The 18,238-nt window shown below is 65.1% G+C and carries 18 protein-coding genes and 1 tRNA gene; 7 read left to right on the top strand and 12 right to left on the bottom strand.

Annotated features, from left to right (window positions below; translation table 11 throughout):
* Positions 1–18: 18 nt before the first annotated feature.
* Together ACZ9BC_RS16005 and gcvH are read right to left on the bottom strand one after the other, a co-directional pair.
* Positions 19–495: an FHA domain-containing protein gene (locus ACZ9BC_RS16005; protein ID WP_476246785.1), complete on the bottom strand. Its 477-nt coding sequence runs from the start codon at positions 493–495 to the stop codon at positions 19–21.
* A gap of 156 nt (positions 496–651) precedes the next feature.
* Entirely contained in the window at positions 652–1,038 is a 387-nt protein-coding gene (gene gcvH / locus ACZ9BC_RS16010; RefSeq protein WP_079597196.1) for a glycine cleavage system protein GcvH, read from the bottom strand.
* A gap of 164 nt (positions 1,039–1,202) precedes the next feature.
* Here gcvH and ACZ9BC_RS16015 point away from each other — a divergent pair, with 164 nt between their 5' ends.
* Positions 1,203–2,072, top strand: coding sequence for an Fpg/Nei family DNA glycosylase (locus tag ACZ9BC_RS16015; RefSeq protein ID WP_476246786.1), 870 nt, complete (start codon positions 1,203–1,205; stop codon positions 2,070–2,072).
* Between the two features lie 431 nt (positions 2,073–2,503).
* Positions 2,504–2,815, top strand: a complete 312-nt coding sequence (locus tag ACZ9BC_RS16020) for a hypothetical protein (RefSeq protein WP_476246787.1) — start codon at positions 2,504–2,506, stop codon at positions 2,813–2,815.
* A 94-nt stretch (positions 2,816–2,909) separates the two neighbouring features.
* Here the strand turns inward: ACZ9BC_RS16020 and ACZ9BC_RS16025 are convergent.
* The 10 genes from ACZ9BC_RS16025 to ACZ9BC_RS16070 form a co-directional block, all read right to left on the bottom strand.
* Positions 2,910–2,983 (bottom strand) — tRNA-Pro (locus ACZ9BC_RS16025).
* 148 nt (positions 2,984–3,131) lie between these two features.
* Complete coding sequence (gene der, locus ACZ9BC_RS16030; protein ID WP_079597199.1) at positions 3,132–4,682, bottom strand: ribosome biogenesis GTPase Der; 1,551 nt, start codon at positions 4,680–4,682, stop codon at positions 3,132–3,134.
* 10 nt (positions 4,683–4,692) lie between these two features.
* On the bottom strand, positions 4,693–5,373 hold the full coding sequence (locus ACZ9BC_RS16035; RefSeq protein ID WP_476246821.1) for a lysophospholipid acyltransferase family protein: 681 nt from the start codon (positions 5,371–5,373) through the stop codon (positions 4,693–4,695).
* Positions 5,374–5,404: 31 nt separating this feature from the next.
* Positions 5,405–6,118 (bottom strand): (d)CMP kinase, encoded by a 714-nt coding sequence (cmk, locus tag ACZ9BC_RS16040; RefSeq protein WP_476246788.1) that lies wholly within the window; start codon positions 6,116–6,118, stop codon positions 5,405–5,407.
* Positions 6,118–7,227 carry a prephenate dehydrogenase gene (locus tag ACZ9BC_RS16045; protein WP_476246789.1) on the bottom strand — a complete coding sequence of 370 codons (1,110 nt, stop codon included), beginning with the start codon at positions 7,225–7,227 and terminating at the stop codon, positions 6,118–6,120. Before ACZ9BC_RS16045 ends, cmk begins: the two co-directional genes overlap by 1 nt.
* Positions 7,228–7,230: 3 nt before the next feature.
* Complete coding sequence (locus tag ACZ9BC_RS16050; protein WP_079597203.1) at positions 7,231–8,427, bottom strand: pseudouridine synthase; 1,197 nt, start codon at positions 8,425–8,427, stop codon at positions 7,231–7,233.
* 109 nt (positions 8,428–8,536) lie between these two features.
* Positions 8,537–9,187, bottom strand: coding sequence for an SMC-Scp complex subunit ScpB (gene scpB / locus ACZ9BC_RS16055; protein WP_476246790.1), 651 nt, complete (start codon positions 9,185–9,187; stop codon positions 8,537–8,539).
* Positions 9,184–9,996 (bottom strand): segregation and condensation protein A, encoded by an 813-nt coding sequence (locus ACZ9BC_RS16060; RefSeq protein ID WP_476246791.1) that lies wholly within the window; start codon positions 9,994–9,996, stop codon positions 9,184–9,186. The genes scpB and ACZ9BC_RS16060 overlap by 4 nt, the downstream gene beginning before the upstream one ends.
* A gap of 7 nt (positions 9,997–10,003) precedes the next feature.
* Entirely contained in the window at positions 10,004–10,903 is a 900-nt protein-coding gene (locus tag ACZ9BC_RS16065; RefSeq protein WP_476246792.1) for a ParA family protein, read from the bottom strand.
* Between the two features lie 230 nt (positions 10,904–11,133).
* Complete coding sequence (locus tag ACZ9BC_RS16070; protein WP_476246793.1) at positions 11,134–12,483, bottom strand: cation:dicarboxylate symporter family transporter; 1,350 nt, start codon at positions 12,481–12,483, stop codon at positions 11,134–11,136.
* Between the two features lie 170 nt (positions 12,484–12,653).
* Between ACZ9BC_RS16070 and ACZ9BC_RS16075 the strand changes: the two genes are divergently transcribed.
* The 5 genes from ACZ9BC_RS16075 to prpB all read left to right on the top strand — a co-directional run bounded on the left by ACZ9BC_RS16075 (position 12,654) and on the right by prpB (position 18,222).
* The gene (locus ACZ9BC_RS16075; RefSeq protein ID WP_476246822.1) at positions 12,654–14,306 is read left to right on the top strand and encodes a sensor histidine kinase; all 1,653 of its coding nucleotides are present in this window, start codon (positions 12,654–12,656) and stop codon (positions 14,304–14,306) included.
* Complete coding sequence (locus ACZ9BC_RS16080) at positions 14,303–15,016, top strand: response regulator (protein ID WP_476246794.1); 714 nt, start codon at positions 14,303–14,305, stop codon at positions 15,014–15,016. Before ACZ9BC_RS16075 ends, ACZ9BC_RS16080 begins: the two co-directional genes overlap by 4 nt.
* A gap of 111 nt (positions 15,017–15,127) precedes the next feature.
* Entirely contained in the window at positions 15,128–15,787 is a 660-nt protein-coding gene (locus tag ACZ9BC_RS16085; protein WP_476246795.1) for a GntR family transcriptional regulator, read from the top strand.
* Between the two features lie 9 nt (positions 15,788–15,796).
* Positions 15,797–17,317, top strand: coding sequence for an MmgE/PrpD family protein (locus tag ACZ9BC_RS16090; RefSeq protein ID WP_476246796.1), 1,521 nt, complete (start codon positions 15,797–15,799; stop codon positions 17,315–17,317).
* Positions 17,317–18,222, top strand: a complete 906-nt coding sequence (gene prpB / locus ACZ9BC_RS16095) for a methylisocitrate lyase (RefSeq protein ID WP_476246797.1) — start codon at positions 17,317–17,319, stop codon at positions 18,220–18,222. The genes ACZ9BC_RS16090 and prpB overlap by 1 nt, the downstream gene beginning before the upstream one ends.
* Positions 18,223–18,238 lie beyond the last annotated feature (16 nt).

Raw genomic sequence — 18,238 nt, forward strand, 5'->3', positions numbered from 1 at the left:
CAGGCAGCGGTCCCCGGTTCAGCCGCGGCCTGCAGCACTGGCAGGGCTCAGGTAGAAGGTGAGGCGGAACTTGCCGATCTGGACTTCGCTGCCATTCTTGAGTTCAACGCTGTCAACGCGGTCATGGTTGACGTAGGTGCCGTTCAGGCTGTTCTTGTCCACCACTTCAAAGCTCCGGGCAGTACGCCGGAACTCCACATGCCGGCGGGATACCGTGACGTCGTCGAGGAAGATGTCGGCGTCCGGGTGGCGGCCAGCCGTGGTGACGTCGGAGTCGAGCAGGAAGCGGGCGCCGGCGTTCGGCCCGCTGTGGGCAACGAGGAGGGCAGATCCGGCCGGCAGTGCCTCCACGGAACTGCGCTCATCCGAGGAAAGCTTGGGGGCGATGGTGGGTTCATCGGTGACCGGAGTGAGATGGATGGAGGTGGTCTCCGACGCCCTAGCCGCACCCGAGCCGTATTCCCCATCGGCAGGGTTCTGTCTGTGGCCAGCCATGGATTCCTCCTCTTCCCGCTGCAGCCCCTGGGCCTGCAGCCAACGTTTACCCTCCGGCCCGCTAAAGCAGGTCCGGCGCCGGCTCCCCATCCGGCCGCTGACGTGCGAAGACGTCCTGCCTGCGACGCGGGGCCGGACCGGATGTACCGGTTAGCTTTAGCCTACCTGTTGTTCGTACTCGGATGCACTGAGCAACGAGTCAACGGCGTCAGCTTCGGCGAGTTTGACCTCAATCAACCAGCCGTCGCCGTACGGATCAGTGTTGATCAGCGCCGAATCAGTGTCCAGGGACTCGTTGCGGGCCACTACTTCGCCGGAAACCGGGGCGTAGATATCGCTGACGCTCTTGGTGGACTCCACTTCACCCACCACTTCGTTTGCCGTAATCTTGGTGCCGATTTCCGGCATCTGGGCGTAAACAACATCTCCAAGCGCGTCCTGGGCGAAGTCGGTAATGCCCACGCGGACCACGCCGTCGGCATTGGGGGCAGTTACCCACTCATGTTCAGCGGTGTAGGACAGGTCTTCGGGAATGTTGCTCATCGGGGGCCTTTCATCGGGTCAAACACCAAGGTCACTGGGGCCGGGAACAGGCCGCCGCTGAAAGTATAGGCACATCTGCCGCGGCGTTTACCGGGGATTCTGACAAGATGGGTCGCATGAGCGCGCGCATTGACGCCGGATGCCCGGGGCCAGGCAGGTAAGCCATGCCGGAACTTCCCGAAGTGGCCGGTCTGGCCGGGTTTTTGAAAGAACAACTGCAGGGCTCTGTCCTGGCCAAACTGCAGATTGCCTCCTTCGCCGTGCTCAAGACGGCTGATCCACCCTTCACGGCGCTGGAGGGCCGTACGGTGACCGGCGTCCAGCGGTTTGGCAAGTTCATCAGCATTGACACCGGTGGCATCTCGTTTGTGTTCCATCTGGCCAAGGCAGGGTGGATCCGCTTCACGGATTCCCCCACAGCCGGACAGTTGAAGATGGGCAACGGCCACATCGCGGCCCGGCTCGTTTTCGCGGGGGCGGAAGGTGACCGGGGTTTTGACCTTACGGAAGCCGGGACGAAAAAGAGCCTGGCCATTTATGTGGTGCGGGACCCGCAGGAAGTTCCGGGGATCGCCACCCTGGGTCCGGACCCCTTCGCTGAAGCGTTCGACGTCGGCATGCTGGCGGAGATCCTCGGTGGCAGTTCGCAGCAGATCAAGGGGCTCCTGCGGAGCCAGAGCGTGATCGCCGGAATCGGCAACGCCTACAGCGACGAGATCCTGCATGCGGCCCGGATTTCGCCCTTCGCCCCGGCCAGGTCCTTGGACCGGGAGACGGTGCAGGTCCTGTACGACGCCATCCATGACATCCTCGGCACTGCGGTGGCAGAAGCAAGCGGCAAGCCGCCCAAGGACCTCAAGGACGTGAAGCGAAGCCACATGCGCGTCCATGCCAGGACCGGCCAGCCTTGTCCTGTGTGTGGGGATACGGTCCGGGAGGTCTCCTTTGCGGACACGGCGCTGCAGTACTGCCCTACGTGCCAGACCAAGGGCAAGATCCTCGCGGACCGGCGGACCTCGAAGTTCCTGAAGTAGAAACAGCGCAACCCCCTTTTTTTGCCGGAGCCTCCCCTATTACAGTCAGAGGTCTTCACACCCGGGGTGCGCGTCACTATCGTGGAAAACACGACGCCCCAGCGCATCAAACGGGCGGACGGAACTGATTACGTGAGGGTCCAGAAACCGGCGCTCATTCCTCACACAGAGTGCCTATCTGGGCCTTTTCCGTGTGTTAAGTCATCACCACAGCGCACCTCTCGATGTAAGCCGGGGGAATTTCTAGGTTTACATCCTGACTGCACTGGCATCCTCAAGCGCGGTGCTTCACGCGCACTTTACGGGCTTGAGCCTCCGCCGCAGACAGGCGGCCAACACTGTAACGGACAGCGTCCCATGACGGACGTTTCCCCTGCATGCCCTCCTGTTCCTGCGGGTCATCGATCATTCGATCACAGTAGGAAAGTGCAATGAACAAAGTAACCCGTACGTTCGCCTCTACCGTCCTGGCCGCAGGTTTGGCTGTCAGCGGAGGGGCTATAGCGGCTGCCCCCGCTTTTGCCGGCGGCGATGACCGTAATTGGTCTTCCCACGACAGGGACCGGAAGGACAAGGACCGGAAGTGTCACCACCACGATGCCCGCCATCATCACAACCATTACTCACATCATCGTGATGGCCGGTATGACAGGGACTGCGACCACCGCCACCAGCGCGTGTACTACAAGGATCATCACGGAGACTGGAAGTACATCGTCATTGTGGTCTACACGCACCGCTGACGAAGCGTGCCGGTGCGCCTAGCAGTTGCGCACGAGGGCTAAAATGCCAAAAGGCCGCCTCCGGATTTTTCCGAAGGCGGCCTTTCATATGCGGTCGGGCTGACAGGATTTGAACCTGCGACCCCTTGACCCCCAGTCAAGTGCGCTACCAAGCTGCGCTACAGCCCGTTAGTTCCGCCGTTCTCCGCTGTGCTTCATCCAAGGATTCCTCCGAGGATTTCCACCAGCAGTCCGGCCGAACCACCTAGAAGAGCTTACACGATCCAAGAGGGTGCCTGTGACACTTTCCGGGATTCGGGGCCCTGGTGTGTCGCAATTAACGCTTCTTGCCGCGCTTTTCCCGCACACGCATGCTGACTTCGATGGGCGTGCCCTCGAAGCCGAAGGTTTCCCGGAGCCGGCGGGTGATGAACCGGCGGTAGCCGGGGTCCAGGAAACCGGTGGTGAACAGCACGAACTTTGGCGGACGGCTCGAGGCCTGGGTGCCGAAGAGGATGCGGGGCTGCTTTCCGCCGCGGACCGGGTGCGGGTGCGCGGCCACCAATTCGCCCAGGAAGGCGTTCAGGCGGCCGGTGGCGATGCGCTTGTCCCAGTTTTCCAGGGCCAGGTCCAGCGCCGGCACCAGTCGGTCCTTGTGCCAGCCGGTCTTTGCCGAGATGTTGACGCGCGGCGCCCACTCCACGTGCGCCAGGTCCTGCTCAATTTCGCGCTCGAGGTAGCGGCGGCGTTCGTCGTCGAGCAGGTCCCACTTGTTGAACGCCAGGACCATGGCACGGCCGGACTCGATGGCCAGCTGGAGGATCCGGACGTCCTGCTCGCTGAGGACCTCATCAACGGCGAGAAGCACGACGGCGACCTCCGCCTTTTCGAGCGCGGCCTGCGTCCGCAGCGAGGCGTAGTAGTCAGCGCCCTGCGCCATGTGCTGGCGGCGGCGGATGCCGGCCGTGTCCACGAAGCGCCAGGTGCGGCCGCCGAGTTCGATGAATTCGTCCACGGGATCACGGGTGGTTCCGGCCGTGTTGTCCACAACGACGCGCTCGGTCCCGGCCAGCTTGTTCAGCAGCGAGGACTTGCCCACGTTCGGGCGGCCGATCAGTGCGATGCGGCGCGGACCGCCAGAGCGTTCCAGCCCTTCAATGGTGGAGAATTCGGGCAGCACGTCCATGACGTGGTCCAGCAGGTCCGCCACGCCACGGCCATGGAGCGCCGAGACCGGGTACGGCTCGCCGAAGCCAAGGCCCCACAGAGCGGCCGAGTCCGCCTCCTGCGCGAAGTCGTCCACCTTGTTGGCCACCATGATGACCGGCTTCTTGCTGCGGCGCAGCATCTTCATTACGCCTTCATCGGTAGCCGTGGCACCGACAGCCGAGTCGACGACGAACAGGACGGCGTCGGCGAGTTCAACGGCCATCTCGGCCTGCTCGGCGACGCGGGCGTGGATACCGCGGGCGTCGTGCTCCCAGCCACCGGTGTCCACCAGGGTGAAGTTGCGGCCGTTCCAGCTCGCCGAGTACATGACGCGGTCGCGGGTCACGCCGGGAGTGTCCTCCACCACGGCTTCGCGGCGGCCCAGGATGCGGTTGACCAGGGTGGACTTGCCCACGTTGGGACGTCCGATGATGGCCAGGACAGGATCTAGCTTGACGGGGCCGTCGAAGTCTTCGTCGCCGTATTCCCCGCTGAGCAGCGCGGCGTCGTCCTCGTCGAGGTCGTAGTCCTCCAGGCCTGCCCGGAGGGAGGCCGCGCGGAGCTCTGCCTCGTCGTCGTCAATGGCCGCCAGCCGTTCGGCAACCTGGTCGGTGCCCGTGGGCGTGTATTCGTCTTCGCCGGCGCCGGAATGGCCGGGGGTTTGAGTCGTATCGCTCATTGCACTGTCCTTAGTGGTCATCTGCCGGCGTCCCGGCTACTGCTATTAAGTCTTTGGAGGTTTCAGCGAAGGGCAGGGGCTGCCCGCTGAGTTGGATGGCATCGCGGACGTGCCCGGCCAGTGCTGCGCGGATCTCCTGCGCCGCCCTGTCCATTGAAGCACGGCCGCTTTCCCCGGCCCGGCGGCCTAAAGTAAGGGCGGTTCCGAAGCTGACATGGAACCTCCTGCCGGGCCGCGGCACAAAGTCAAGGTGCTCGTCCCCGGCCCGGGTTCCCAGGATGGCCACGGGTACTACGGGCGCTCCGGAATTCAGGGCGAGCCAGGCTACGCCGCCGTTGATATCGGAGGCTTCACCGCTCCCCCGGGTTCCTTCAGGGAGGATTCCGACGCAACGGCCGGCGGCGAGGAGGTCCTTGCTGCGCTGCAGCGCAGCCCGGTCACCCTGCCGGTCCACGGGCAGCTGCCCGGAAGCGGTCAGCACCCGGCCCAGGAATCCCTTGAACATCTCCTGCTTGACCAGGATGTGCATGGGCCGCGGCGAGGCGCCGAACATCACGGGCCCATCCAGGAAGCTGATGTGGTTGCCGGCGAAGATCACCGGTCCCCCGGTGGGGACATTGGCCTTCCCGGTCACCGATGTCCGGTAGACGAGATGGTCCAGGGCCCAGCCCACCGGCCGGCTCCAGGCCATGGTCCAGCCGGAGGGCACCCCCGGCCTGCCGTCAGTCACGGTTGAGGACCTTGGTGACAATGACGAGGGCAGCGTCCACGGTCTGCTCGAAGTCAAGGTCCGAGGAGTCCAGCGTTACTACACCGTCGGCAGCCTGCGTGAAGTTCACTACTGTGGAGTCCTTGGCGTCGCGGTGCGTCACCTGGGCAGCCAGTTGCTCCGCATTCTGCGTGCCGCCAAGCTGGATGCCGCGCCGGCGCAGCCGGGCTTCTGCGCTGGCGGTCAGCAGCATGCGCACTTCGGCTCCGGGCGCGACGACGGTGGTAATGTCCCTGCCTTCCACCACCATGCGGCGGTGGTGCTTTTCGATCAGCGCCCGTTGCCGGCGGATGAGCTCAGTCCGTGCGCCCAGGGTGGTGGCGACGGCGCTGACCGCCGAGGAGATGGCAGGCTCGCGGATGGCGTCGGTGACGTCAACACCGTCCACGCGGACGAATTCCTCCCGCGGGCTGGTGCTGAGGTCCAGCACCAGGTCCCGGGAAGCCTGCTCAACGGCGGCGGCATCGTCCAGGTCGATGCCGTTGGTGACGCAATACCAGGTCAGTGCCCGGTACATGGCCCCGGTGTCCAGGTAGGCGATCCGGAGCCGCCGGGCCACTTCCTTGCTGACGCTGGACTTGCCGGACCCCGAGGGCCCGTCGATGGCAACCACCAGCGGCCTGCCGACGCGCAGGGCGGGCATGGTGTCGAGGAGTTCTTGTGTCATTACTGAAGTACCCGCCATCCGCGGTCGTTTAATGCTTCGATCAGGTGGTCGTGCTTGTTCGGCAACACTGACAATTCCACCATGCCCACGTTCTGTCCGGATGAATGGTCGAGCCGCAGGTCTTCAACGTTCACCCCGACTTCACCAATTTCGGTCAGCAGCCGTGCAATCTGGCCGGGCCTGTCGTCCACCAGCACGGTGAGCCAGGAATACGCCTGCGGCGGACCGCCGTGCTTCCCGGGAATGCGGGCCTGGCCCGCATTGCCCTCGCTGATGAGCTGGGCAAGGTCCAGCCTGGCGCCCGGTGCCGTGGGCTGTTCCAGGGTTCCGATGAGGCGGTTCAGGTCCTCGCGCACGCCGTAGAGGATCTCCACCACCTTCGCCGCGTTTCCGCCGAGGATCTGCACCCACAAGGTGGGGTCGCTGGCCGCGATCCGTGTGACATCCCGCAGCCCGTTGCCCGCCAGGGACAACGCATGCAGCGGTGTTCCCTGCAGCCTGCTGGCCAGCAGCGAGGACATCACCTGGGGCAGGTGGGAGACCAGCGCGACGGCTTCGTCGTGTTCGTCAGCCGTGAACTGGGACACCACTGCGCCGAGGTCGTTGCCAAGTGACCGGGCCGTCTGAAGGGCGGCAGCCGAGGTTTCCTCTGACGGGCAGACCACCCAGGGCATGGAGGTGAACAGCTCCCCGCGGGCTGCAACCGGGCCGGACTTTTCCCGCCCTGCCATTGGATGCGTTCCAACGTAGCGCGAAAGGTCCACGCCACTGCCCCGGAGCCGGGCCAGAATATCGGCCTTGACGCTGGCAATATCCACCACCACCGAGTCCTGATAGTCAGCCAGTGCCTTCCGGACGACGTCGGCTGTGACGTCCGGCGGCGCGGCGACGACCACCAACTGCGGACGGCTGCTGCCCAATTCCGGCAGCGGCCGCCCTGCGCCGATGTCAACAGCTACCGCCTGGTTTGTGGGCGAAGGGTCGGAGAGGAACACCGGCACGCCGCGCCCCCGAAGGCCCAGCCCGATGCTGGTTCCGAGGAGCCCGGTCCCGATGACCACCACCGGACCATCCAGGTGGCCGCGGCCCTGGCTTTTGAAGGCGGACATGCCTTAGAGCCCTACGGATGCCAGCAGGTGGCCGACTTCCTGCTTGCCGAGGTTGCGGATGCTGCCCTGGCGCTGGTCACCCAGGCCAATGGGCCCCACCTTGACGCGGACCAGGCGCAGGACCGGGAAGCCGACGGCGTCGAACAGGCGGCGGACGATGCGGTTCTTGCCGGAGTGCAGCACTACCTCGATCAGGACGTGGCCGGGAGTGGAGTCGACAAGCCGGAAGGAGTCAACGGACGCAAAACCGTCCTCCAGTTCCACACCCTCCTTGAGCTGCGCCCCGATTCCCTGCGGGAACGGGCCACGGACCTGGACCAGGTAGGTCTTGGGGACTTCGTAGGAGGGGTGGGTCAGGCGGTTGGCCAGTTCGCCGTCGTTCGTCAGCAGCAAAAGCCCTTCGGTGGCGACGTCCAGGCGGCCCACGTGGAAGAGCCGTTCGCCCTTGTTCTTGTTGTTCTTCAGGAAGTCGCTGATGCAGGGACGCCCCTCGGGATCCTCCATGGTGGAAACAACGCCCTTCGGCTTGTTGAACACCATGTAGACGAGGTTCTCGTCCAGCTGGATCCGCAGTCCGTCAACGTGGATGACGGCCGTTTTGGGGTCCACGCGGACACCGAGCTCGGTGACCACCTGTCCGTCCACTTCCACGCGGCCTTCGGCAATCATCTCTTCGCAGACGCGGCGGGACGCAACTCCGGCCGAGGCCATGACCTTTTGCAGGCGCACGCCGTCGGCGTCATGGAGTTCCGACTGGGGCACGTCGCCACGGGGTCCCTTCTTCCGGGACGGCCTGCGGACGGGGCCAAGGTTTTGGCCGAAGCGTTCGCTGCCGAAGGCACGGGAAGCGGCTGCTCCGGGAGCGCCGGTGCGGGGCTTCGGCTTGAGGGCGCCCGGAGTGCCCGGGGCTTTTTTGGCTCCCGGCTTGCGGGCTGCCGGCTTCCGGGATGAGGGCTTGGCCGCCCTGGCATCCGCACCGCGGCCCTGCTGGGGCCCGTCCGAAGCCAAATCCGGATCGATGAAGCGCTCCTCGCGCGGCTTGGGTGCGCGTTGCGGCCCGCCGCTGCCGAACCCGCCGGCCCGCTTGGGGGCGCCGCTGCGGAACCCGCCCGCTGAATTGCCGCCCTGGGAGGTGTTGCGCTGGGAATTGTTGCGTCCCGAACTGTTACGTGGTGAACCCTGGCGTCCCGCCTGTGTCATGACCCGTCCTTCAATGTTTTGGCTGTCAAAGGTGTCACAGACAACCCTAGCCAGCCGTGCAGAATTACTCTGCCCTGATAAATATTTTGTGCATGCCGGAAGTTCCGGCCTACATCCTGTCGGCGTCGTAGAACTCTGCGATGCCTTCCAGCCCCGGCAGGTGCGGGGACAGGTGCGGCAAGTCCGCGACTGAGCTGATTCCCATCCGTTCCAGGAAGTATGACGTGGTCCGGTAAAGGATGGCGCCTGACTCGGGATCGGTTCCCGCGTCCTCAATCAGCCCGCGTTGGGCAAGTGTCCGTACGACAGAGTCAACGTTGACCCCGCGAATCGCAGACACCCGTGCCCGGGAAACCGGCTGCCGGTACGCAATGACCGCGAGCGTTTCCAATGCTGCCTGGGTGAGCCTGGCCGTCTGCCCCTCGAGCACATACTTGCCCACAATGTCGGCAAAGTCTGCACGGGAGTAGATGCGCCAGCCACCGGCGATGTTCCGCAATTCAAAACCCCGGGGGGTGGAGCCGAAACCAGCAACGCTGGCGGTTTCCACATCCGGGGCTTTAACAGTATAGCCGCTATACTCGCGCTCCAGTTCTTCGAGCAGTGCCCTGACCGTATCAACGGTCAGGTCAAGCCCCGCAGCCAGCTCCTCCTCAGTGGCCGGCTGGTCCAGGACCATCAGCACCGCCTCAAGGGCAGCCTTCGCCCCGCCCGGCAGGCTGTAAACATCCGTTGCGCCGTCCGGCAATTGCCCGTTCACAGGTGCTCCTCGTATTCCTCACTCAGGTTGTCCGCCGACCAGTCCCCTGTTCCCGCAGTCCAATGCACGGCCAGGTCCGCCAGCGGCGAAAGCTGGTCGAAGGAGACCGCCTTGTCCCGGAACAGTTCCAGGAGCGCCAGGAACCGGGCCACCACCACCATGGTGGAATCGGCGTCGGAAATCAGCGCCCGGAAAGTCAGCGGGGATTCCTGCTGCAGGCGCAGTCCCATAATTTCCGCCTGTTCCTTGACGCTCACGTTGGCGCCGTGCAGGTGGGCCAGCCCCACCGCGGTAGGCTGCGGAGCCTTCGGCCTCAGCGCCGCCTCTGCCAGGGCGGCGAACTGTTCCGGAGTGTGCTTCCAGACGAGTTCGGGCAGCATCGCGGCGAAGTGTTCCTCCAGCGCCACCTGGCGGGGAAAGCGGCGGCCTTCCTGGTGGAGGGTTTCGCCCAGGAGGCCGGCCACGTGCTTGAAGGCTTTGTACTGGAGAAGCCGCGCGAACAGGAGGTCGCGTGCCTCGAGCAGTGCAATGTCCTCGTCGTCCTCCACTTCGCCGGCCGGAAGCAGGCGGGCGGCCTTGAGGTCCAACAGCGTGGCGGCGATGACCAGGAACTCGCTGGCCTCGTCCAGCGCCCATTCCTCACCGAGCTTCTGCAGCTTGCGGATGTACTTGATGAATTCGTCCGTGACGGTGGCGATCGCCACCTCAGTGATGTCCAGCTGGTGCTTGGCGATCAGTCCCAACAGGAGGTCGAACGGACCGGTGAAGTTGGCCAGCCGCACCTCGAAGCCGGGCTTGGATTCGGCCACGGCGTGGCTAGGGTGCGCCGCCGCGCGAGATCAGCTCTTTGGCCAGCCGGCGGTATGCATCGGCGCCCACATGGTTTCCGGCGTAGCTGGTGATGGGCTCGGCAGCCACGGTGGCGTCAGCAAACTTGATGGACCGTTTGATGACGGTTTCGAAGACCTTGTCCCCGAAAGCCTCCACCAGCCGGGTGATGACTTCGCGGCTGTGGAGCGTCCGCGCGTCATACATGGTGGCGAGGACACCGTCCACCTGCAGCCGCGGGTTGAGGCGGTCCTGCACCTTGTCGATGGTTTCCACGAGCAACGCCACCGCGCGCAGGGCGAAGAATTCGCAAATCAGCGGAATGATCACGCCGTGCGCCGCGGTGAGGGCGTTGACGGTCAGGAGGCCCAGGGACGGCTGGCAGTCGATGAGGACAACGTCGTAGTCGTCTTCAACCTTCTTCAGCGCGCGGTCCAGCACCTGTTCACGCGCTACTTCATTGACCAGCTGCACTTCCGCGGCGGAGAGGTCGATGTTCGCCGGCAGGAGGTCCACGTTCTCCACGCCGGTCCGGTGGATGGCATCGCGGATGTCCACCTTGCGGTCCATCAGCACGTTGTAGACGGTGAGGTCGAGCTCGTGGGGGTTGACGCCCAGGCCGGCCGAGAGGGCACCCTGGGGATCGAAGTCCACCAGCAGCACACGGCGGCCATATTCGGCCAGCGCCGCGGCAAGGTTGATTGTGGAGGTGGTTTTTCCGACGCCGCCCTTTTGGTTCACCATGGCGATGACGCGGGCCGGACCGTGGGAGGACAGCGGCGCGGGTTCCGGGAACTCGCGGTATGGGCGCCCCGTGGGACCCATCACCGCGTTTTCCAGGTCGAATTCCGTGCCCTCCAGAGTTGCTGAACCCTGTTCGCTGCTCACGTATCTATCCACACTTTCGATGACGGTGATTTCCTGCCGCTGGATGGCCAGCGCCGTTCGTTCTTGATCCCAAGGTTACAGCGACCGACACGGTATTCAACGGAACTTGACTTTTCGCGGATGTTGAGCCTTGACCCTCTAGTTGAGGTCGAAGGTTTCCTGCCCGGGTGCAGAAAACCGCCCCCGCAGCGTTGGCTGCGGGGGCGGTTTCCAGAAGGCGGGCCAAGGGGTCAGGCGTTGACCGGAACGGTGCGGGCTTCGGCTTGCTCGGGAGCGGCATCACCGTGGTGGTGGGCCAGCATGGTTGCTTCGTCGAAGGGCTCCTGGCCGGAGAGAACGCTGTTGACCTGGTCGCCGTCGATCTCCTTGACCCACGTGCCGATCAGGACGGTGGCGACGGCGTTGCCGGTGAAGTTGGTCAGGGCGCGGGCCTCGGACATGAACCGGTCTATTCCGACAATCATGCCCACGCCGCCCAGCAGTTCGGGCTTGTGGGCCTGCAGGCCTGCCGCAAGGGTGGCCAGGCCGGCGCCGGTGACGCCAGCAGCACCCTTGGAAGCGATGATCATGAAGATCAGCAGGGAGATCTGTGCGCCGAGGTCCAGCGGCGTGCCCATGGCGTTGGCCACGAAGAGGGACGCCATGGTCAGGTAGATGGCGGTGCCGTCAAGGTTGAAGGAGTAGCCGGTGGGTACGGTCACGCCGACGACGGGCTTGGAGACGCCGAGGTGTTCCATCTTGGCGATCAGGCGGGGCAGGGCGGCTTCGGAGGATGAGGTGGAGAAAATGAGGAGGTATTCCCGGCCCAGGTACTTCATGAGCTTGAAGATGTTGACGCCGGTGACCACCTTGAGCAGGCCGCCGAGGATGATCACGATGAACAGGGCGCAGGTGATGTAGAAGGCGGCCATCAGCGTGAACATGCTGACGATGGCCTGGAAGCCGGTAGCTCCTACGACGGCGGCGATGGCACCGAAGGCACCGACCGGGGCAAGCCACATGATCATGATCAGGATGCGGAAGACGAGGACCTGGCCGTGGCCGATGGCCTTGAGGATGGGGGCGCCCTGCGGGCCCATCTTCTGGAGGGCGAACCCTACGAGGATGGCAGCAAACAACGTGGGGAGGACCGGAATGTCGCCCGGGATGATTCCGAGCAGGAAGGCGACGGTGCTGTCTACTTCCGCCTTCTTGTTGGGATCGTAAGGGGCAAGCTTCAGGCCTTCACCGGGGTGGATCAGGTTGCCGACAACCAGGCCAATGCCGAGCGCGAACGTGGACATGAGGACGAAGTAACCCAGGGCCAGGCCGCCCACCTTGCCCACGGTCGCAGCTTTGGCGATGGAGCCGATGCCCAGCACGATGGTGCAGAAAATGACCGGAGCGATCATCATCTTGATGAGCTTGATGAACCCGTCGCCCAGGGGCTTGAGGGACTTGCCCACCTCGGGGAACATCAGGCCGACGACGGCGCCCAGGATCACGGCGGCGATGACGGCGATGTAGAGGTAATGCGATTTGTCGATGCCCTTGCGCCGCGTCTTCACGGTGTCGAGCGACTCTCCTCGTTGAGAAGCCATGATGTGTCTCCTTATGGATAATCTGGTAGACGCTGCGGGCACATTCTCTGGGCTCAACACGTCCTGCGGTGTGATATCCATCATTGGGTACGCCGTGACCCAGCTCACCGTTGCGTTCATATTGGTCGTGGCGCAGATAACCGTCATGGAAGATGCGCGGGAAGGTACAGATGATCCACCGCTGGAGTATCGCCCGACGGCTCTTCGTGGCGAACCTGCTGATCGTGGTGGTGTTTATCGCGATCGTCGGATCCGCCACCTATGTCGACGCCCGTGACCGCACCTACGACGAGGCCGGGTTGCGGATGGCAGGAATTGCGGACGCAATTGCTGCCAGCCCCTTCGTGCTGCAGGCGGCGGATTCCGACGATCCCACGTCCCTCCTGCAGCCCTATGCCATGGACGTCATGGCCAGTGCCGACGTCGACTTCATCACCATCATGGCTCCGGACCGGACGCGGTGGACCCATCCCCGGAGCGAAGAGCTCGGCCGCCCCTATATCGGTTCCATTGACGCTGCACTGCGCGGTGATGAATTCACCGAGGTCACCGCTGGCACCCTCGGCCCGTCCGTGCGGACCATCGTTCCGGTCAAGGACGCCGGCGGTGCAGTCAAGGCGCTGGTGGCGGTGGGCGTCACGGTGGGGACAGTGGACGTCGCCTTCGCCGCACGCCTGCCTGCCCTGCTGGCCATCGGGCTTGCCCTGCTGGTGGGCGGGTCCCTGGCGTCCTGGCTGCTGGGCAGGTACCTTCGCCGGGTCACCCGGGGCTGGGGGCCGGAGCAGCTGTCGCAGCTCTTCGCCTACTACGAGTCCGTGCTGCATTCAGTCCGCGAAGGGCTGATCCTTATCGACACCAAAGGCAGAGTGGTGATGTACAACGACCAGGCCGCCGAGCTGCTGGGCCTGGATGAGACGGGCAGCAAGGACCCCACCAGCCCGCCGTCGCTGGCGGAACTGCCCCTCGACGAGGAGCTCCGCTACCTGTTTGAATCCGGCCGCAGCGCAAAGGACGAAATAGTCCTCTCCGGATCCCGGGTCCTGGTGGTGAACCAGGGGCCGGCGAAGGGGCCCGAGACGGCCGGCAGCCGGGGCCGGACCCCGGTCTACGGCACAGTGGCCACCCTTCGCGACCGGACCGAAATCGAGGCCCTGGGCAACGAGCTGGAAACGATGCGGACCCTTTCCGACGCCCTGCGGGCACAGACCCACGAACATGCAAACCGGCTCCACACCTTGGTTTCGCTTCTGGAGCTGGGCCGCACCCGGGAGGCCTTGGACTTTGCCACCAAGGACCTGGAGCTCAGCCAGCAGCTGACGGACAACATGGTCAGCTCGGTGGACGAGCCGGTATTGGGCGCGCTGGTCATGGGAAAGGTGGCGGAAGCCCATGAGCGGGGAGTCCAGCTGGATGTCGCCGCCCTGGGATCGGGCACGGTGGAGGGCATCGCCGTGCAGGACCTGGTGACCATCCTCGGAAACCTGCTGGACAACGCCATCGATGCCGCCGCGGAGGGAACGCCTCCCCGGCGGGTGGAGTTGACGGTGGAATCCGACGAGGAAGGCCTCGACATCGCCGTCCACGATTCCGGTGCACCGATTGATCCCGGCTCGGTGGAGAACATCCTCCGGCACGGATACAGTACGAAGCCCGCCGGGCCGGGCGGGCGGGGCATCGGGCTCGCCCTGGTCCGCCAGGCTGTACAGCAGCTGGGAGGTACGTTGACCATCAACGGACGGCGCGGCGCCAAGTTCGAAGTGTTCCTGCCCGCAGCATTGTCCCCAGAGGCAACATTGTCCCCGAAGAAGGAGCATGACGCGTGAGTGACATAAGGGTCCTCGTCGTTGAGGACGAGGCCATCGCGTCCGCCGCACACGCAGCCTACGTGGGGCGTGTTCCGGGGTTTGCGCTCGCCGGGACCGCCCCGGACGGCCAGTCCGCCCTTCGGCTGCTGAACGAGTTTTCGGCAGCAGGCAACCCCGTGGAGCTGGTCCTGCTGGACATGAACCTGCCCGATCTCCACGGGCTGGACATTGCCCGGCGGATGCGCTCGGCCGGCATTCTTGCCGACATCATCGCCATCACCGCCGTCAGGGAGCTGGCCATTGTGCGCAGTGCCGTGGCTATCGGAGTGGTGCAGTACCTCATCAAGCCGTTCACGTTCGCCACCTTTGCGGACAAGCTCGAAAGCTATCGGCAGTTCCGCCAGCAACTTGCAGGCCCGGGCACAGCGTCCGGAAAGTCCGCCACATCCCAGAGCGAAGTGGACCAGGCGTTCGCCAGCCTGCGGGCCCCCTCCGAACTTCCCCTGCCCAAGGGGCTCTCGGCCTCCACGCTGGGCTCGGTCCAGGACTTCGTGAGGCAGCAGCACGACGCCGTGTCCGCCACCGAAGTGATGGATGCGCTGGGGATGTCCCGGGTTACTGCCCGCCGGTACCTTGAGTATCTTGCCGACGCCGGCACCGTGTCCCGGACTGCGCGGTACGGGACGCCGGGCAGGCCGGAAAATGAATACCGCTGGAGCGGTCGGTAGCGGTCAGCTGTATACACTGTCCACCGGTCTGGTGCCCTTTTCAGGTCGGGGTCTTCCTTTTCTCCGTTGCTTGTATACACTGAGTTGGAAAGCCGAAGGAATGGAGCAGCAGTGCGGGCAAGCGAACGCGCCTACAGGGCACTGCGAGACGACATCGTGGAGTGGCGGCTTCCGCCCGGCACGCTGCTGGCCGAAGTGGAACAAGCAGGGCGCCTGGGGGTTTCACGCACGCCGCTCCGGGAAGCGCTTAGCCGCCTCACTGCAGAAGGCCTGACGACGGCGGGCGGGCGCGGCGTGATGGTCACCGCCATCTCCCTGGCTGACATCGATGAACTCTTCGAACTCCGGGAGACACTGGAAGGAAGGGCTGCGGCGCTTGCCGCAGAGCGCGGCGAGCCTGCCACATTCCGGAGGCTGCAGGCCGACCTGCTGGCGGCCCCGGCGCTCGTCACCGGCGACACGCCCGCCGTCGATGACTACTACGGCCTGGTCAGTGATCTGGATGCGGCCATAGACGCGGCAATTTCCAACTCCTACCTGGTGCAGGCCATGCGGAGTTTGAGGGTGCATCTGGTCCGCATTCGACGGATGGCAGCTGACAACGCAGCGCGGCTGACGGCCGCGGCAGCCGAGCACGCGGCCATCGCCGAGGCAATTGCCGACCGCAACCCCCGGCTCGCGCAGGCCGCCACTACGCTGCATCTGCATCGCAGCCTTTCCCACATCAAAGCCACCTCCACTTCCCTGCACAACACGTCCACATCCCCCTAAAGGAGCACCATGGTTCAGGAACACCACGTCCGCGTGTACAAGAGCGAGGAAAACCTTCCCCGCGAGGACCAGCTGGCCCACAAGATCGCCGTGGTCGCCGCTGACCCTGTGGAGGTCACCGCCGAGGTGGCCGACATGGTGATCAACCGGATCATCGACAACGCCTCGGTGGCCATCGCATCGCTGAACCGTGCACCGATCGTAGCCGCCCGGGCCCAGGCACTCGCTCACCGCCCCAGCACCGGGGGCAAGGGCGCGAAGGTCTTCGGCATCGGTGAACGGGTCTCCCCCGAGTGGGCCGCGTGGGCGAACGGCGTGGCGGTGCGCGAACTGGACTACCACGACACCTTCCTCGCCGCCGACTACTCCCACCCCGGCGACAACATTCCCCCGATCCTGGCCGTCGCGCAGCACGTGGGTTCCAGCGGGCGCGACCTGCTGCGCGGTATCGCCACCGGGTACGAGATCCAGGTGAACCTGGTCAAGGCGATCTGCCTGCACAAGCACAAGATCGACCACGTCGCCCATCTCGGTCCGTCCGCCGCGGCCGGGATCGGTACCCTGTTGGGCCTGGACGTCGAGACGATCTTCCAGTCCGTGGGACAGGCCCTGCACACGACGACGGCGACGCGGCAGTCGCGCAAGGGCGAGATCTCCACCTGGAAGGCCCACGCCCCCGCGTTCGCCGGGAAGATGGCCGTGGAAGCTGCGGACCGTGCCATGCGCGGCCAGACCTCCCCCGTGCCGATCTACGAAGGCGAAGACGGCGTGATCGCCTGGCTGCTCGACGGCCCCGACGCCTCCTACCAGGTCCCGCTCCCCACTCCCGGTGAGGCCAAGCGCGCCATCCTGGACACCTACACCAAGGAGCATTCGGCCGAATACCAGGCCCAGGCCTGGATCGACCTGGCCCGGAAGCTTCACCGCGAACACCCCGAAGCCACGGACCCGGCCAATGTGAAGTCGGTGCTGATCAAAACCAGCCACCACACCCATTACGTCATTGGCTCCGGCGCCAACGATCCCCAGAAGTACTCCCCCACCGCCTCACGGGAGACGCTGGACCACTCCATCCCCTACATCTTCACTGTCGCGCTGCAGGACGGGGCCTGGCACCACGTCGATTCCTACTCCCCGGAACGCGCCGCGCGCCCGGACACGGTGGACCTGTGGCAAAAGGTGTCCACCGAGGAAGATGCGGAATGGACGCGCCGCTACCACTCCCTGGACATCAACGAAAAAGCCTTCGGCGGCTCCGTGGAAATCACCCTCACCGACGGCACCGTCATCACTGATGAGATCGCCGTGGCTGACGCCCATCCGCTCGGCGCCCGGCCCTTCGGCCGCAAGCAGTACGTCACCAAGTTCCGTACCCTCGCCGCCGGCCTCGTGGAAGAGGCCGAAATTGACCGGTTCCTCGCCGCCGTCGAACGCCTCCCCGAACTCGCCGCCGGGGAACTGGACCAGCTGAACATCACCGCCGCCCCCGGCGTCATCGACCTCGACGCCGCACCCAAGGGACTCTTCTAATGCTGTACTCAAAAGTCACGCCCGAGCAAAAAAGGATCCGGTTCCGCGAACTCCTGGCCTCCGGGAGCATCGCGCAGTTCCCTGGCGCGTTCAACCCGCTCTCGGCCCGGCTGATCCAGGAGAAGGGCTTCGCTGGGGTCTACATCTCCGGCGCGGTCCTGGCCAACGACCTCGGCCTGCCGGACATCGGGCTGACCACCCTCACCGAAGTGGCCACCCGGGCGGGGCAAATTGCCCGGATGACGGACCTGCCCGCCATCGTGGACGCAGATACCGGGTTCGGCGAACCGATGAATGTGGCCCGCACCGTCCAGGAAATCGAAAACGCGGGCCTGGCCGGGCTGCACATCGAGGACCAGTTCAACCCCAAACGCTGCGGCCACCTCGACGGCAAAAACGTGGTGGACCTGGACACCGCCACCAAACGCATCCGCGCCGCAGCCGACGCCCGCCGTGACCCCAACTTCCTCATCATGGCCCGCACCGACATCCGCGCCACCGACGGACTGGCAGCGGCACAGGACCGCGCCAAAGCCCTGGTGGACGCCGGCGCGGACGCCATCTTCCCCGAAGCCATGAAGGACCTCACCGAGTTCCAGGCCATCCGCGACGCCGTCGACGTCCCGATCCTGGCCAACATGACCGAATTCGGCAAGAGCGACCTGTTCACCACCGAGCAGCTCCAGGGGGCCGGCGTCAACATGGTCATCTACCCCGTCACCCTCCTCCGTAGTGCCATGGGCGCCGCCGAGCGTACGCTGGACTCGATCAGGTCAGAGGGAACGCAGGAAGCACAGGTTGGCAGCATGCTGACGCGTGCACGGCTGTACGAGCTGGTGGACTACGAGGGCTACAACCGGTTCGACACAGGGGTCTTTAATTTCCAGGTCCCCGGAACGCACTAACGACCCCGCCGGCTCC

Source organism: Pseudarthrobacter sp. TE3704 (genome assembly GCF_056279405.1).